Source organism: Roseburia intestinalis L1-82 (genome assembly GCF_900537995.1).
Classification (GTDB): Bacteria; Bacillota; Clostridia; order Lachnospirales; family Lachnospiraceae; genus Roseburia; species Roseburia intestinalis.
The window spans coordinates 1,982,177-1,999,001 of record NZ_LR027880.1 but is presented as its reverse complement, the minus strand read 5'-3'; the positions used below and the strand labels follow the sequence as shown (position 1 = coordinate 1,999,001).

Below are 16,825 nucleotides of genomic sequence, written 5' to 3'. Positions count from 1 at the left end.
TGTATTTTTACACCTTTTTGCCGTTTCGTCAATATGTAATTTTGCACAATTTAGTAATTTTTATTATTTTTCTTTAAAATCTCCATCTTTTCTTCTACATTTTTTCTATTTTCACAAAATCCGATATTGCTTTATTTTTTTTAATATTGTATAATTAGGCCAGCAGTAATGAAACTGCTTTCATTTTTTGTTTACATTCTATATTTAATGTAATCCGAAACGTTTCAGGATGCAAATTTGTTATAAAAGGATTTTTTATATGACAATATATGATATTTCAAAAAAAGCGGGGGTATCGATTGCTACCGTATCCCGTGTATTAAACGGCAGTGACAAGGTCCGCCCTTCCACAAAGAAAAAAGTCATGGATATCATTGAAAAATATGACTACACACCAAATGCTTTCGCACGCGGCATGGGGCTTCACTCCCTGCAGACGATTGGTATTCTCTGTGCAGATTCCTCGGATCTTTTTCTTGCAAAGGCAGTTTATTATCTGGAACAGGAGCTGCAGGCAAACGGTTATGAGTCTCTGCTTTGCTGCACCGGATATAATCTGGAGCTCAAGCAAAATTACCTGAATTTGATCCTTTCCAAAAAAGTAGACGGCATCATTCTTGTCGGTTCTAATTTCATCGGTACTACCGAAGATGAAAACCAGTATATTAAAGATGTTTCCACGCAGGTACCGATCATGCTGTTAAACGCTTCCTTTGATTATCCGAACGTTTACAGCACTTTATGCGACGACTACACGACTATGTTTGAGGCTACCGAGTCCATGTTAGATTCCGGTATCGCCGATCCAGTCTATATTTACAATTCTATTTCATATAGTGGCCGCAAAAAATTAAATGGTTTCAAAGACGCCTTAAAAAAACATGGCATCTCTGATATAGAAAACAGGATCCACAAATACGACGGAGATTCCCAGCAATTCAATGAAATTGCAGATTTTATGGATCAGGTTGCAAAAGAGGCCCCTCCTTTTCATGGAGTGATCGCTGCGGATGACGTACTCGCCGTCGGCGTAGTCAAATACGCACAACGCAATCATATTTCTGTGCCCGACGATTTATCGATTATTGGGTACAACAACTCCATGCTGACAACCTGCTGTATTCCGGAACTCACTTCCGTGGACAACCGCTTAGAAACACAGACTCATCAGTTAGTACAGACCTTAGTCGGTGTTCTTTCCGGTGAAGAAATGCCGAAGAAATCTATTTTCTCCGGCAAACTGATCAAACGTGGAACTACTTTATTCTAAAACAATTTTTATGGAGGAAAAAACAATGAAACAATTTATGGATGAAAACTTCTTACTTCAGAGCGAGACTGCTCAGAAACTTTACCATTCCTACGCAGCAGATGTACCGATCTTAGATTATCACTGCCACATCAATCCGCAGGAAATCTACGAGGACCGTCAGTTTGAAAATATTACCCAGGTATGGTTAGGCGGCGACCATTACAAATGGCGCTTTATGCGTTCCTGTGGTGTCGATGAAAAATACATCACCGGTGATGCTTCCGACAAGGAAAAATTCTTAAAATGGGCTGAGGTTCTTGGAAAAGCCATCGGCAATCCACTGTTTCACTGGAGTCATCTTGAATTAAAGAAATATTTTGGTTACAACGGCGTTTTAAATAAGAAAACAGCCGAGGAAGTATGGGAGTTATGCAATAAGAGACTTGCAGAGAAAGATATGTCTGTCCGCAACATCATCAGACAGTCCAACGTTACTCTGATCTGCACCACCGACGATCCGGTCGACTCCTTAGAATGGCACAAAAAGATTGCAGAGGATGATTCTTTTGACGTTCAGGTTCTTCCGGCATGGCGTCCTGACAAGGCAATGAATATCGAAAAAGTTACATATTTAGATTACATTGCACAGTTATCTGACGTTTCCGGCATCAAAGTAGATACCTTTGCAGCCTTAAAGAAGGCACTTTCAAACCGTATGGATTTCTTCGCTTCCATGGGATGCAGCGTATCTGACCACGCTTTGGAATATGTAATGTACGCACCGGCTTCCGATGATGAGATTGAAGCTATTTTTGCAAAACGTCTCTCCGGAGAAGGTGTTACCCGTGAGGAAGAGTTAAAATTCAAGACTGCATTTATGCTGTTTGTCGGCACAGAGTATACAAAACGTAACTGGGTTATGCAGCTTCACTATGGATGCAAACGTGACAACAACACTCCGATGTTCGACCGCCTTGGACCGGATACCGGATACGACTGCATCAACAACTATGCACCATCTTCTGAGATGGCAGATTTCTTAAATTTCTTAAATAAGAGCGGAAATCTTCCAAAAACTATCATTTACAGCTTAAACCCGAACGACAACCAGGCAATCGGCACGATCTTAGGATGCTTCCAGGATTCCACCGCTGTCGCAAAGATCCAGCAGGGTTCCGCATGGTGGTTCAACGATCACAAGACCGGTATGCAGGATCAGATGATCTCCCTTGCAAACCTTGGAAATCTCTCCGGTTTTGTCGGCATGCTGACAGACTCCAGAAGCTTCTTATCCTACACACGTCACGATTACTTCCGCAGAATTCTCTGCAACCTGATCGGTGGATGGGTAGAAAACGGTGAGTTCCCAGCAGATTATGATACATTAGAGGAGATCGTAAAAGGTATCTGCTACAACAACTCTGTAAATTACTTTGGATTTAACTTAAAAACCTGCTAAGATATAAAACAGGATGCATGCAGCTTTAATAACCTGATTTTCAGCGTTTTGGATTCATATATTAAGATATTTGTGATGCGCACAGAAAGGCGCAGGAAAGGATTTTTATGGAACTTCGTACTGCAGCATCTCCAAGAGATGTCAAACATTACACAACCGAACGTTTAAGAGAAGAATTTTTAATCGATGATCTGTTCCAGCCGGATGTCATCAAACTTGTATACAGCCATATCGACCGCATCATCACCGGTTCAGCTGTTCCGGTAAAGGAAACTTTAAAATTAACCGCCGGCGACGAGCTGCGCGCACAGTATTTCTGTGAGCGCCGTGAGCTCGGTGTGATCAATATCGGCGGTGCCGGCGTGATCACGATCGACGGAAAGGAATACAATGTTGCCCACAAAGAAGGCATGTACATCGGCATGGGTTCAAAGGACATTTCCTTTGCAAGCGAAAATGCAGATGCTCCTGCAAAATTTTACTTAAACAGTGCTCCTGCACATATGACCTACCCGACTGTCCTGATCAAACCGGAAGGCACACCGGAGGACGGTGTTGTCATCGTAAAAGACTGCAACAAAGTAGAACTCGGCTCCTTAGAGACCGCAAACCACAGAACGATCTGCAAATATATCCTTCCGGGACAGGTAGAGAGCTGCCAGCTTGAGATGGGTATGACAAAACTCGAACCGGGCAGTGTATGGAACACCATGCCATGCCACACGCATGACAGACGTATGGAAGTTTATCTGTATTTTGATATGCCGGAAGATGCACTTGTAATGCATTATATGGGCGAGCCGACAGAGACAAGACACATTGTGATGCGCAATGAGCAGGCTGTCATCTCTCCGAGCTGGTCAATCCACTCCGGATGCGGCACACAGGCATATACTTTCATCTGGGGAATGGTTGGCGAAAATCAGGACTTTGATGATATGGATGACGTTGCAATGACAGATCTGATGTAACTTTTATCAATGCCGGAATATGGGTGTACTGCCACTATTCCGGCAAAATAATATACCGGCAGTACAGAAATGAGGATATTCATGAAAATTGCATTAATCAACGAAAACAGCCAGGCAGCAAAAAATGAAATGATCTGTGCCACCTTAAAATCTGTGGTAGAGCCAATGGGACATGAAGTGTTTAACTACGGCATGTACTCTGCTGAAGATACACATCAGCTGACCTACGTGCAGAATGGTATTCTTGCAGCAGTTTTATTAAACTCCGGTGCTGCTGATTTTGTGATCACAGGATGTGGAACCGGCGAAGGCGCCATGCTTGCATGCAACGCATTCCCACAGGTACTCTGCGGACACATCGAATCCCCTCTTGACGCTTATCTTTTCTCACAGGTCAACGACGGGAACTGTATCGCTCTTCCATTTGCAGAAAACTTTGGATGGGGTGGAGAATTAAATCTGACCTATATCTTTGAAAAACTGTTCTGCGCTCCGGGCGGCGGTGGATACCCGAAAGAGCGTGTGGAACCGGAACAGCGCAACAAAAAGATCTTAGATGAAGTTAAAAAAGTGACCCACCGCGATCTCGTATCTATCTTAAAAGAACTTGACCGTGACCTTGTAGTCGGTGCTTTAAGCGGCGAACATTTCAGCGAGTACTTCTTTGCAAACTGTAAAGATGAAACAATCGCTGCCTGTGTAAAAGAGCTGATCGGCTAACAGTCATCACAGCAGAACAGGTAATAACCTGCGAGCATACATAAAATCATGAGCACAAACCCACAGAAACGGTTGTGAATGACGATCATCACAAGCATTCCCATTGCGAAGCAGAACAGTGCAAATCCGAGCATCCGTTTCATGGCAGACTCCAATAAAGAAACGCATATATTACTGATAATATATGCGTTTCTTTTGCGTTTCTATACTGTTTTAAAAAATTATTTGTTTGCGGAATCCTTTAAGATATCCTCCATCTCTTTTCCAGCTGCTGATTTTGCGGCATCATCGGTCTGATCCGCTGCGGAGTCCTCAGAAACCACATCATTTTTCGAGGTAAATTTGTTTACAAAATCCGGCACCATATCAAGGATTTTCGTGATTCCATCCTGATTCTTGATGTTTACCAGTTTTGTTGTCCCGTTCTGGATCACAAGAACTGCACTCGGCATGATCTTTCCACCCATACCACCGGCACCGTTATTTTTCTTTTCCTGTGAAAAAGCTCCGGCTGCAACGCCAAATGAAACATCCACCAGCGGAAGGATGATCGTATCACCAATATGGATCGCATCACCCACTACTGTTTTTGTTGTGATAAAACTGTCCATCCCCTTAAACAAGGACTCTACTGTTGTATGAAAACTGTTGTCTGCCATAATAAAAACCTGCCTTTCTCTTTTTCTTTACTTAAAAAATTTCTTTATAAAATTCCGGATATCACGCTCCTTTAACAGACGGATACCGGATATAAGTACATGTACGAGACGGATGTGCCCCTTTACCAGAAAAGTACCTTTCACATATGTCTTATCTGCTTCAAAATCGGGATAAATCCCAATATCATACTGATAGATTGCCGGAAACATGGCAAGGATTCCAAGTGCCTGTCCGGTCGCTGACGGCTCCCACAGTGCAAAATTCAGTTCTGTGTCAATCTTTCGAAAACGCGAATGTTTCAGTAAATATTTAAGTTCTTTCCAGATTGCAGAAACACTATTACGGTTATGTTCATCGGTCAGTGCAGCCTTTATTTTTCCTGCCTGCCCGGACAGGTCTGCCAGTTTTCCACGAATACCTTTGATTTTATTAGTGATATCGTGAAATTTACTTGTTATCCTCTGTCCAAACGATACTTTTTCAGAATCTGTCTCATCTATATTCTTTCGTACTATAGACGTCTGCTCTTTCGTATCTGTACCATCTTTTGAATCTTTCTTTTCATTGGCTTCTGCTGCATCTTTTACACTGACATCCCGCCGTTGCATTTTTGAATCTGATGGAAGTATGTTTTCAACCTCTGCTTTTGTCTCATGCACTGCCGTGTCTGTACTGTCTGCATCCGGTTCTTCCTCTTCGTCCTCCAGCTTCTCCCCCAGAGCGATACGTTTTCCAAAGAGTTTCAGCGTATAAGAAAAACCTTCCTCGTTATAAGAAAAGCCAAACGACAGAATATGAAGCAGCCAATGCACTTTCCCCTGAACCCGGATATTTTCTTCTATGCTTCCATCCGTCCTGTAACGAACCGGCACAACTAATACAAGAAAAACAATCAGCAGAAAAAGTGCAGGCAGCGTCAGCAGGATCCAGCCGATTATTTTTAATATGAGCAATATAACTGACATTCTACGCTCCTTACCCCTGTTTTTCTGCAAGATAGGCGCGGACGGCAAATGTGCCGGTACTGTGGTACACTTCATCCACAATGGATGCTGCGACCTCAATCGCTTCATCATAGCCCTTTGCCAGTCCCACAACCACCATATCTTTTTTCGGATACCCTTTTTGCATCAGTTCGTATGATGGTATGATATCAAGCAGATTCTGTGTGTTAGAGGCTAATGTGATCACATAAATCCCAATCTGTCCGGCATTGTGCATAATCTTCCATTTGACCTTCTTTGTCTTATGTACAATACTTTCTCCAACATACAAATCCTTATACCATATCATACATCCTGCTCCATCTTTCTGATGTGTTTTGTTTATTCATACCTGTGGCTGCCCCACAGATTATTCTTCTTTAATTCCTGATATTCCTCATACGCTCTTTCTAACATCTGTTTTTCATTCGGAAATTTCAAAAGATGATACGCCTCATGGTATTTGTAATAACCGGAATCGACAAAATATTCTTCACGCTGTGGTTTGCTGTAATAACTGTCTGCCATCATCAGATACCAGTGCACCGTCTTCTCCACAACATCCTCCGGTACCGTAAATGAATACTGACTTTTCCCGATATATTTCATCAGGGTTGCTTTCACACCAGTCTCTTCATATACTTCCCTCATCGCTGTATCCTTATATTCTTCTCCTGCTTCCACAGTTCCCTTTGGAAGTACCCATCCCTCGTATTTATTTTTGTAATTTTTGTACAAGAGCAATATTTTGCCGCGAAATATTACCACACCACCACAACTTGTTGCCTCGATCATCGCAATACCTCCTGATGTGGTTTTTTATAATACTGTCATGCTAATAAGTATAATACTTTTCAAAAGCACATGCAACATTTCATTCATTATAATATGCATCAAAAACCTCTTTTGCAATCGGCACGGCATATTCACTTCCGACACCTGCTTTTTCCACGATGACAGCGATTGCAATATCGGATTTATCATCCCGGTGTGCATATCCCACAAACCAGGAATGCGAGGAATCTGCACCGGTAGAATACTCTGCTGATCCAGTCTTTCCTGCCGCCTCATAGCTTTGACCGCTCAGTTTTTTACCGGTTCCTGTCTCCACCACATAATTCATATAATCTTTTAAAATTGCTGCCTCATCCGTTGTCATAAGCGTACCGTATTCTTCCGGCTCATACTGCTCGACCAGTGTTCCGTCGCTGCTCTCCACACGGTCTAACACATATGGCTTCATCAGTACTCCATCATTATTGATTGCACTGACAAGCAACGCCATATGAAACGGTGTCACAAGTGTCTGTCCCTGTCCAATGGAAGTTGCCATAATTGCCGAAGATCCGTCTGACTTATCCAACACAAAACTGCTCTTAGATGCCTGCAGATCCGTCGGAAGGCTGGTATTAAACAGCATTTTATTACACAGCTGTCCAAACTGGTCGATGTCAAGTTCCATTCCAAGCGATGCGTAAAATGCATTGCAGGAATTGGCAAATGCCTGGCGCAGATTCTGCGTTCCATGGCTCTTGTTTCCATAGCAGTGGATCGTATGATTTCCAACCGTATAACTGCCTGTACAGGTATAACTGTAATTTTCATAGTCTGCATGTTCCTGAATATACTCTAAAGTTGTCAGGATCTTAAATGTCGATCCCGGCGGATAAAGTCCCTGCGTCGCACGATTTAAGAGTGCTGCATCCGTGTTGTCATCTGCGGTCAGATTATCCCAGTCGGCTGCAATCGTGTTCGGATCAAAATCCGGTTTTGACACCATCGCAAGAATCTTTCCGGTGGAAGGCTCTAATACAACGATTGCTCCCTTATAATACCCCAATGCATCGTATGCCGTTGCCTGCAGTCCATAATCCAATGTTGTGACCACATTGTCCCCAGGACTTTTCTCCCCCTGCATCTCGTCTCCAACTTTATCTATAAAAGCTGTATTTGACCGTAACAGATTAAAATTTGCCAGTGACTCGATGCCTGATTTTCCCTTGGTAGAATACCCGACTATATGGGAAAATATACTGCCATACGGATATCTCCTTGTCTCATTTCCCTCACTGTCCGTCACCGTCTCCGCAAGCACCTGTCCATCATTCGTCAGAATCTGCCCGCGCACGATCTTCTGTGCAAATGTCTCCTGTCTGGTATTATAAGGATTATTGATAAATTCCTCGCTCTTAAAAAACTGGAAGTAAGAAAAATATCCCATCAGACAGATAAACAGTGCCAGAAATGAATATGTGATCACTGCAAATTCCCGGTTTTTTGTATTCTTTTTCTTTTTTCCTGTCTTAGTAGAGTTCTTCGACCTGTTGTCTCTCGTATCCGGTCTTTCGCTGTTTTTTTCTCGCATTGTTTTCTCCCTCATCCTGTCTTAAAATATACAGTCCCTGAATTACCGCAAACAGCATCATGGTTGCCAGTAATGAACTTCCTCCATAGCTGACTAACGGCAGTGTCACTCCAGTTGACGGGATAAACTTAGTCACTCCGCCAATGGTAAGAAATACCTGGAACGCATATACTGTACCCAGTCCTAACGCCACGAGCTTGTAAAACTGTTCTTTCATCTGCATTGCAATATTTAAAAACATCAAAAAGCAGCTGATGCACACCATGATCAGACAAATTGCGAAAATACCGCCTAATTCTTCTGATATTGCAGAAAAAATAAAATCCTGCTCAACAACCGGTATCTTATTCGGCGACCCCTGATACAGTCCCGTTCCAAACCAGCCGCCGGTTCCGATTGCAAACAGCGACTGACAGATCTGATATCCCTCGTTGTCAATCACACTGAGCGGATCCCGCCATGCCACAACTCTGACACGGACATGTGAAAACAGTCCATATGCAGCTACTGCAGCAATACATCCGACCAGCAGACCACCGGCAAAATAAAACAGTTTTCTGGTTGCAACATAGAGCATGACCAGATAGGTGACAAAAAAGATCAACGCACCTCCAAGATCTCTCGACGCAACTAAGATCAGCACATGCACTGCCGCCACGATCGTTGTGATACAGACTGTTTTAAAATCCGTATTTTTATAGAGCATGCCTGCCACAAAAAATACAAATAAAATTTTTACAAATTCAGATGGCTGTATCGAAAACAGGCCACCGATCGTAACCGAGATCTTCGCACCATAGCTCGTGGAACCAAATATGGTAACTGCAGCAAGTCCGACAATGCCGATCATCGCATAAAGCCAGGTCAGTCTTCGTAAGGACTGCACTTTCCGTATCAGTACCGGTATCACAATTGTAATAACGGATGCACAGATCGCAATCGCATACTGTCTGATCGCCTTCTCGTAAGAAAGCCTTGTCAGCATAATAAAGCCGACCATTAAAAGCATGCACATATTATTTGTCACAAGTCTGGACGCTTTTGGATACAGTAACTGATAATTAACGATCACGATCGTCACTAAAATTACCTGAAGAAAATAAAGAATGATCAGATTAATTTCATCCGTAACTGTATAGAGCACTAAAAATGCATCCAGATGGATCAGATACATTAAAAAAATCTGTCTGTCAAAAATATGATTCCGCTTTTCCGTACTGATCCTGCTGCGAAATGCCGAAAAACACTCATATGCATAACATGCAAACAATATGATCATCAGATATTTTGAAACTTCCACGATAAGATTTTCCATACCGTTATTCTACTCCTCGTTTATAGTGTCCACCGGTATATTCGCCTGTATACAGTTCCTGCAGACTTTTTTCCCCATTCAAAAATATTTTTTCATATAAATGTAAAATCTGTTTTACCTGTGGTCCCTGCTCCGTCGTAAAGCTGATCCGGTACGCATGGATCCCCATTTTCTCCAGCTCCTTCCGATATGGGAACAGGATCAGCGGAGCTGTATTATAAATCGTATTATAACATTCCGTACAGTTATTTTTGACCGGGAAATATTTTCCATAACGGTCCTTTAAATAAGTAACTGTCCGCATTTTGTCACACCCCCGGTCAGCCCCGGCATTGGCATGTACACACTGTGCCGACACCATCAGCGGCAGATTGCCATACAGAAACATCTCACTGTGTGTATTGTCCCTTCCCTGCAGCTCTTTCCGGTTCAGTTCCAAGGGAACGGTATCGCGCACCGGCTTCCTATCCCAAAACTGCTTTTTGGCATAGGAGTTCCATGTATACAGATTATGATCTAAAATCACATCCATATCCGACAGATTCTGACGGATAAACGCAAGTTCATCATAGCTTTTTACCACAAATCCGTCTACCCCGGTCTGCTTCATTCCGGAAAGATTCCTTTCATAAAATGAAAGTGCAGAAAGCCGGAATACTGCCGGCATGATATAATACGCCTTTTTCCCCGCCGAGTGGATACGGCTCACATCTTCTTTTAATGCTGTGAAAAGATTTTCCCTGGTATAACAGCTGCTGTCAAGATAAATGGCATCTACATAAGATGCATCAAGCAAAAGTGTGATACAGGAACGATTCTCGATGGAAACCGAAAGATACGGTGTTACGCTGCCTTTCTCTGTCTTTCGCTCTTTTTTCACAGATACCGTTTCCTTCTGCCATTCTTCGCCGGATGTTTCTCCTGCCGCCATTTCTGTTTTATGCGAAGCTTCCCTTCTTCGCATAGGTGCGGTCAATGCCTCGCTCAACCGTTCAAGTGCATTTCTCCGCAGCACATTCAGTGCCTGTACGGGAAGGAATATATCGTCATCCATATCTATGTCAAGTTCTGCAAACTCATACGGTGTATTTCCGGTCTTTTTTATGCTTGCAGCTACTTTTTCTTCCGCAAGCGGCTGTTTTAATGCTGCCTGTACCACATCTCCATCCACAGAGGTCCGGATATCATTTAATGCAACTTCCAGTTTAGCAGGACAATCTTTTTTTAATCTTAAGATTCCATTGATTTTTTCTTTTTTTTCGGACCTTACATACTGTTCTTTTATTTCTTCCCAGAGTGCTTCATTTCCTTTTGTATGTGATGGCTTATCAAGTGTGATCATCTCTCTGCCATTATGTCTTTTATAGTATCCATCGGTAAATCCACTGCGGTTTCCAAAATCATAAAGATGCTGTATATCTTCTTTCGTTACTTTGAAATCTTTCTTTGCAGTCACCTCATCCGTGCGCAGGCATGCATTGATGTAATAGTCTATATATTTGCGATAAACCGATACCACACCGGCTGCATATTCGGGCTGTTTCATTCTTCCCTCAATTTTAAAGGAATCCACTCCATTTTCGATCAGTTCCGGGATCATTGACACCGTACAGAGATCTTTCGGGCTTAAAATGTAAAGGTCACGCTCTTTTTTCCCCGTTTTTACCGGATGTTTTTTCTCATCCATGACCTCATAAGAAAGACGGCACGGCTGTGCACATCTGCCACGGTTTCCGCTGCGTCCTCCTAACATACTGCTAAACAGGCACTGCCCGGAATAACAGTAACAGAGCGCCCCGTGGACAAAACTTTCGATCTCAATATCCACATGATCTTTGATATCCCGTATCTCCGCAAAGGACATCTCACGCGCAGTCACAACACGGTCTGCTCCGAGTTCTTTCATCATCATTGCACCATAGCGGTTTGTCACGGTCATCTGTGTACTCGTATGTATGGAAAGTCCCGGAAAAGCCTCCCGCACCAGCCGAAAAGCCCCCATATCCTGAATAATGACTGCATCTAATCCCTGCTCATAATAAGGCAGCAGATACGAATATAATTCCTCTGTCAACTCACGTTCTTTAAATAATGTATTTACCGTAAGATACACTTTTCTCCCATGAATATGCGCATAATCAATTGCCAGAAGCAGTTCTTCCTCAGTAAAATTATTCGCATAGGCGCGTGCACCGAATCTGCCGCCACCGAGGTAAACTGCATCTGCACCGGCATGTATCACGGCCTGAAAAGTTTCCATGGAACCTGCCGGCGCTAACAATTCTATATTCTGATATCGTTTATTACTGTTCATTCTGATTCTCTCCATCAAAAACATAAAAGGACGAAAATAACCTCTCCGTCCCCTCACTTTTTCCTGTATGGCAGTTCTCTGCTACAGGTACCCATCTACTATTAATCAGCGGTATCTTCCTGTTCTGTTTCATCTTTTTCTGAGGTATCTTCATCCTCAATCTTCCCAAGAAGCGACTCCTCTAATGACGATTCCAAACGCGCCTTATTCAACAGTAATTCTCGATTTTCTGTATCTAAACGCTTGATCTCTTTCTTATCATTTTCCGACTGGATCTGTTCTGCGATCAGATCGTGTTTCAGGTTATAAATTTCTTTTTCTTTTGCCTCAATCTCACGCTCTAACTTTTCAGCCTGGGCTTTTGCCTTAAAATAATCATCTGCGATATTAAGCTGTAACAAAGTTGCCTTCATGTCAGCCGGAAATCTCTGATAACCCTCTATACTGTCAAATTCATTTAATTTCCCATTGATATAGACTGCAACCTTCTGAAGATATTCCTCGCTTTCGTATCCGCTTAATGTATATACTTTTCCGCCGATCACAACTTCTGCACTTGTTTTCTCTGCCATTTATCTTCTCCTCCGGTCTTCTGCAGTTTTTACTGTTTCTTTTACCGAACATCACAATATATGGTATATTATAATGACATACAACGTTAAAATCAACTATTTTGTCAATCCGAAATGCTGATATGCAAAATCAGTTACCACGCGTCCTTTCGGCGTACGGTTAATAAATCCGTTTTTGACCAGGTACGGTTCATACACGTCTTCAATCGTCCCGGAATCTTCGCCGATCGCTGCTGCTAACGTATCGAGTCCTACCGGCCCGCCGGAAAATTTTTCGATCATGATCTTTAAGATATTGCGGTCATTCTGATCGAGTCCCATCTTATCCACCTCTAAAAGATCCAGTGCAAAAGCAGCAACTTCTTTCGATATCTTTCCATCATATTTCACTTCTGCAAAATCCCTGACACGCTTTAACAGACGGTTCGCCAGTCTCGGTGTTCCGCGTGAACGTCTCGCGAGCTCAAATGCACCTTTCTCATCAATCTCCACTCCAAGTGTTTTTGCCGAATGCAGGATGATCGTCTTTAATTCTTCCACCGTATAAAACTCCAGATGATGTACCACACCGAAACGATCACGGAGCGGTGCCGACAAAAGTCCCGCCCTTGTGGTTGCACCAACCAGTGTAAATTTGGGCAGATCCAGACGGATTGCACGAGCTGTTGCACCTTTACCAATCATAATATCGATCACATAATCTTCCATTGCCGGATATAGCACTTCCTCCACCTGACGGTTCAGCCTGTGTATCTCATCCACAAACAGGACATCCCCCTCCTGCAGATTGCTTAAGATAGCCGCCATTTCGCCCGGCTTTCCGATTGCAGGACCCGATGTCACTTTAAGATGCGTCCCCATCTCATTTGCAATGATTCCCGCAAGCGTCGTCTTTCCAAGTCCCGGAGGTCCATAAAAAAGTACGTGATCCAACGCCTCGCCTCTCTGTTTTGCAGCTTCAATATATACTTTTAAATTTTCCTTCGCCTTCTGCTGTCCGATATAATCATCAAGCGTCTGTGGGCGCAGACTTTTCTCGATTTTAATATCCTCTTCCTGCACCTGTGTGGAAATGACTCTTTTTTCCATTTAATTTTTCACCACATTTCTATAAAAATGCCATATTCTTTAATGCCATCTTTAATATTTCTTCCACGTCCGTCTCTTCTGTAATCTCAATGCCGTTTAATGCACGCAGCGCCTCCGAGGACGAATATCCAAGTGCAACTAAAGCCTGCACCGCCTCGTTTTTGGTGCCCTGGGCGTGATTTTCTGCCGGTTCGCCCGTCTTTTCAAACTTCTGTTCAAACGCGTCTTCTAAGCTCATTTTATCTTTTAATTCCAGAATCAGTCTCTGCGCCGTCTTTGTACCGACTCCCGGTGCCTTTGCAATCGCTTTTGCATCATCACCAAGGACTGCAAACCGCAGATCATCGGTCGTCATCACGGACAGAATCGCAAGTGCTCCCTTCGGTCCGATCCCGCTGACACCTAAAAGCAGCTTGTAGATTTTCAATTCATCTTTGGTCAGAAATCCAAAAAGCAGCATGGCATCTTCCCTGACATGCAGATAAGTATATACTTTTACTTCTTCCCCGACAGAAGGAAGATACCGGAATGTCTGTCCGGTTGTGTAGATATGGTAACCGATTCCTCCGGTTTCCACCACAATGCTCTCCTCATCCATATCTCTCAAAATGCCTTTGATGTATGAATACATGTTAATCCTCCTAATGCTGCTGTCCACACTGATCGCATGAGCAGTAATCTAATTACACCATCCGGTTTCCAATCCGTTTTATCATTTCCTGTGCCGCAATGCCGATCAGAAACCCGGTCAGCGCACCGGCAAATAAAAGCACCGGCATATAATAAAAAATATTATAATTTTCAACAACATACGCTGCCACAATAAGCTGTCCGACATTGTGAAAAATTCCACCGCTCACACTGACAGGCAGAACGCCAAACCATTTCATCCTTTTTAATAGATACATTACAAGGAAACTGAGCAGTCCGCCTGCCAGACTATATAAAATACTGAACATATTTCCAAACAGAAAACCCGCCAGCACGATACGCAATGCAGAAACTGCCAGTGCCTCTTTTGTGCCAACGCAATATAGCATCAGTACCACAACAATGTTCGTCAGTCCAAGTTTTACACCTGGTATTCCAAAATAAAACGGAATCAGTGACTCCACATAGCTGCAGATCAGTGCCAGTGCCAGATATACACCTAAGTATGCCGTTTTTTTCTTATCTCGCAATGGAATCCAACTCACTTTCTCCTGTACCAATCACCTGCACCACTACTTTGTTTGGCAGACAGACGATTGTTTCATTTGTTTTTGAAATAGCTTTCTGGTGCACACAGAGTTTGTCCGGGCAGTCTGCTTCTGTCACATCCGCTTTTCCATCTTTGATCACAAGCAGATTCGTCGTTTTCCCGTCCTTCTGGATTGGGATCTCCTTGTCCACATCAAGCGGATAAGTTCCATAGATTGCTCCGTCTACTGTAACCTCCACGCTTGCACCGGTATCCTGATGTGTCAGATAAAATCCTGCCGCGATCCCTGCTAAGCCTATGAAAACTACAGCTAAAAAAGTAATATCTTTTTTCTTCATTCTTGCTCGTCCATATAATAGAAGCCAAAGGCTTCTTCCCGGAATTTTATATACACTCCCCATGTAATAGAAGCCGAAGGCTTCTTCCCAGGATTTTATATACTCTCCCCCATGTAATAGAAGCCTTTGCATTCCAACAGTTTCACATCCACGATTTTTCCGATCATATCCTCAGTTCCAGGAAGATGTACCACAGAGTTATTGCTGAGTCTTCCGGTCACAAGTGACGCATCCTGCTCATTTTTTTCTTCGATCAGAACCGGAAGTGTCTGTCCGGTCAGCGCTCCTGCTTTTTCTGCGGAGATCGTCTGCACTTCTTTTAACAGACGGTCAAACCGTGCCTTGATCACGTCCTCCGGGATCTGGTCTTCCATCACTGCCGCAGGAGTTCCGGTACGTTTGGAATAAATAAAAGTAAACGCACTGTCGTAACGCACTTTACGTACCACGTCCATGGTTTCCTCAAAATCTTCCTCTGTCTCTCCAGGGAATCCGACAATAATATCCGTTGTAAGTGCAATATCAGGCACTGCGGCACGGATCTTATCTACCAGTTCTAAATAATGTTCCTTGTCATAGCGCCGGTTCATCAGTTTTAAAATACGGCTGCTTCCTGACTGTAATGGAAGATGCAGATGTTTACAGATCTTTTTGGAATTTTTCATAACTTCGATCAGATCATCGGAAAGGTCCTTTGGATGGGAAGTCATAAAACGGATACGCTCAATGCCATCTACCTTTTCGATCTCCTGCAAAAGCTGTGCAAACGTCATTGGCTGCTCTAAATTTTTGCCATAAGAATTGACATTCTGTCCCAGAAGCATAATTTCCACAACTCCGTCAGCCGCAAGGCGTTCCACCTCACGGATGATTTCTTTGGGCTCTCTGCTCCGCTCCCTGCCGCGCACATACGGTACGATACAATAACTACAGAAGTTGTTGCATCCAAACATAATATTAACACCTGATTTAAAGGAGTATTTTCTTTCAACCGGAAGATCCTCAACGATCTTATCGGTATCTTTCCAGATATCGATCGTCATGGATGTACCATGACCTGCCGCATGCTCTGAATAACTGTTTTCCAATGCGGTAACGATCAGCTCTGCAAATTTATAGATATTATGTGTTCCAAAGATCAGGTTTACAAAACGGTAACTCTGTTTAATCTTTTCTACCACTGTCGGTTCCTGCATCATACAACCGCACAGTCCGATCATCATAAATGGATTTTTCTTCTGAAAGCCGTTTAAGTATCCCAGTCGTCCGTATACTTTATTGTTTGCATTCTCACGAACCGTACAGGTGTTATAAATAACAAAATCTGCTTCCTCGGAATCTTCCTCCACATAGCCGATCTTTTCCAGAATACCGACTAATTTTTCGGAGTCCCTTGCATTCATCTGGCATCCGAATGTGGATACATGAAAAGTCAGCGGACTTCCTTTTTCCTCGGAAAGCTGTCTTAAATACTCTTTTGCAATATCCATAAAGTAATACTGACGTTCCGGTTCCGTTGCCGGAATCTGGTTTTTATCTGCGATGCGCAATGTCGGGCGCACTCCCGTTGTAACTTTCTGACTCAT

General features: G+C 43.1%; 18 protein-coding genes. 4 read left to right on the top strand and 14 right to left on the bottom strand.

Going from position 1 to position 16,825, the window contains the following annotated elements; all coding sequences use genetic code 11:
- Positions 1-259: 259 nt before the first annotated feature.
- From RIL182_RS09320 to RIL182_RS09305, 4 genes are all read left to right on the top strand, one after another.
- Entirely contained in the window at positions 260-1,270 is a 1,011-nt protein-coding gene (locus RIL182_RS09320; protein ID WP_015520694.1) for a LacI family DNA-binding transcriptional regulator, read from the top strand.
- Positions 1,271-1,295: 25 nt separating this feature from the next.
- Positions 1,296-2,711 (top strand): glucuronate isomerase, encoded by a 1,416-nt coding sequence (uxaC, locus tag RIL182_RS09315; RefSeq protein WP_044998651.1) that lies wholly within the window; start codon positions 1,296-1,298, stop codon positions 2,709-2,711.
- A 107-nt stretch (positions 2,712-2,818) separates the two neighbouring features.
- Positions 2,819-3,682 (top strand): 5-dehydro-4-deoxy-D-glucuronate isomerase, encoded by an 864-nt coding sequence (gene kduI, locus RIL182_RS09310; protein WP_006856009.1) that lies wholly within the window; start codon positions 2,819-2,821, stop codon positions 3,680-3,682.
- A gap of 81 nt (positions 3,683-3,763) precedes the next feature.
- Entirely contained in the window at positions 3,764-4,402 is a 639-nt protein-coding gene (locus tag RIL182_RS09305) for an RpiB/LacA/LacB family sugar-phosphate isomerase (protein ID WP_015520692.1), read from the top strand.
- Here the strand turns inward: RIL182_RS09305 and RIL182_RS21215 are convergent.
- From RIL182_RS21215 to miaB, 14 genes are all read right to left on the bottom strand, one after another.
- On the bottom strand, positions 4,399-4,545 hold the full coding sequence (locus RIL182_RS21215; protein WP_006856007.1) for a hypothetical protein: 147 nt from the start codon (positions 4,543-4,545) through the stop codon (positions 4,399-4,401). The genes RIL182_RS09305 and RIL182_RS21215 overlap by 4 nt on opposite strands.
- Before the next feature lie 78 nt (positions 4,546-4,623).
- Positions 4,624-5,061, bottom strand: coding sequence for a GerW family sporulation protein (locus tag RIL182_RS09300; RefSeq protein WP_006856006.1), 438 nt, complete (start codon positions 5,059-5,061; stop codon positions 4,624-4,626).
- A 27-nt stretch (positions 5,062-5,088) separates the two neighbouring features.
- On the bottom strand, positions 5,089-6,027 hold the full coding sequence (locus tag RIL182_RS09295; protein WP_006856005.1) for a hypothetical protein: 939 nt from the start codon (positions 6,025-6,027) through the stop codon (positions 5,089-5,091).
- A 10-nt stretch (positions 6,028-6,037) separates the two neighbouring features.
- Positions 6,038-6,355, bottom strand: coding sequence for a hypothetical protein (locus tag RIL182_RS09290; RefSeq protein WP_006856004.1), 318 nt, complete (start codon positions 6,353-6,355; stop codon positions 6,038-6,040).
- Between the two features lie 32 nt (positions 6,356-6,387).
- Entirely contained in the window at positions 6,388-6,840 is a 453-nt protein-coding gene (locus RIL182_RS09285) for an NUDIX hydrolase (RefSeq protein WP_006856003.1), read from the bottom strand.
- A 79-nt stretch (positions 6,841-6,919) separates the two neighbouring features.
- On the bottom strand, positions 6,920-8,410 hold the full coding sequence (locus RIL182_RS09280; protein ID WP_015560597.1) for a peptidoglycan D,D-transpeptidase FtsI family protein: 1,491 nt from the start codon (positions 8,408-8,410) through the stop codon (positions 6,920-6,922).
- Positions 8,349-9,725, bottom strand: a complete 1,377-nt coding sequence (locus tag RIL182_RS09275) for an FtsW/RodA/SpoVE family cell cycle protein (RefSeq protein ID WP_006855969.1) — start codon at positions 9,723-9,725, stop codon at positions 8,349-8,351. Before RIL182_RS09275 ends, RIL182_RS09280 begins: the two co-directional genes overlap by 62 nt.
- A gap of 4 nt (positions 9,726-9,729) precedes the next feature.
- Entirely contained in the window at positions 9,730-12,039 is a 2,310-nt protein-coding gene (locus RIL182_RS09270; protein ID WP_242655482.1) for a U32 family peptidase, read from the bottom strand.
- Positions 12,040-12,140: 101 nt separating this feature from the next.
- Positions 12,141-12,611, bottom strand: coding sequence for a cell division protein ZapA (locus RIL182_RS09265; RefSeq protein ID WP_006855967.1), 471 nt, complete (start codon positions 12,609-12,611; stop codon positions 12,141-12,143).
- A 96-nt stretch (positions 12,612-12,707) separates the two neighbouring features.
- Positions 12,708-13,700 (bottom strand): Holliday junction branch migration DNA helicase RuvB, encoded by a 993-nt coding sequence (gene ruvB, locus RIL182_RS09260; RefSeq protein ID WP_006855966.1) that lies wholly within the window; start codon positions 13,698-13,700, stop codon positions 12,708-12,710.
- Between the two features lie 19 nt (positions 13,701-13,719).
- Positions 13,720-14,331: a Holliday junction branch migration protein RuvA gene (gene ruvA / locus RIL182_RS09255; protein ID WP_006855965.1), complete on the bottom strand. Its 612-nt coding sequence runs from the start codon at positions 14,329-14,331 to the stop codon at positions 13,720-13,722.
- A 52-nt stretch (positions 14,332-14,383) separates the two neighbouring features.
- Positions 14,384-14,881: a Gx transporter family protein gene (locus RIL182_RS09250; protein ID WP_006855964.1), complete on the bottom strand. Its 498-nt coding sequence runs from the start codon at positions 14,879-14,881 to the stop codon at positions 14,384-14,386.
- On the bottom strand, positions 14,871-15,239 hold the full coding sequence (locus tag RIL182_RS09245; RefSeq protein ID WP_044998636.1) for a NusG domain II-containing protein: 369 nt from the start codon (positions 15,237-15,239) through the stop codon (positions 14,871-14,873). Before RIL182_RS09245 ends, RIL182_RS09250 begins: the two co-directional genes overlap by 11 nt.
- 95 nt (positions 15,240-15,334) lie before the next feature.
- A complete protein-coding gene (gene miaB, locus RIL182_RS09240) occupies positions 15,335-16,825 on the bottom strand; it encodes a tRNA (N6-isopentenyl adenosine(37)-C2)-methylthiotransferase MiaB (RefSeq protein WP_006855962.1) in 1,491 nt (496 codons plus the stop codon).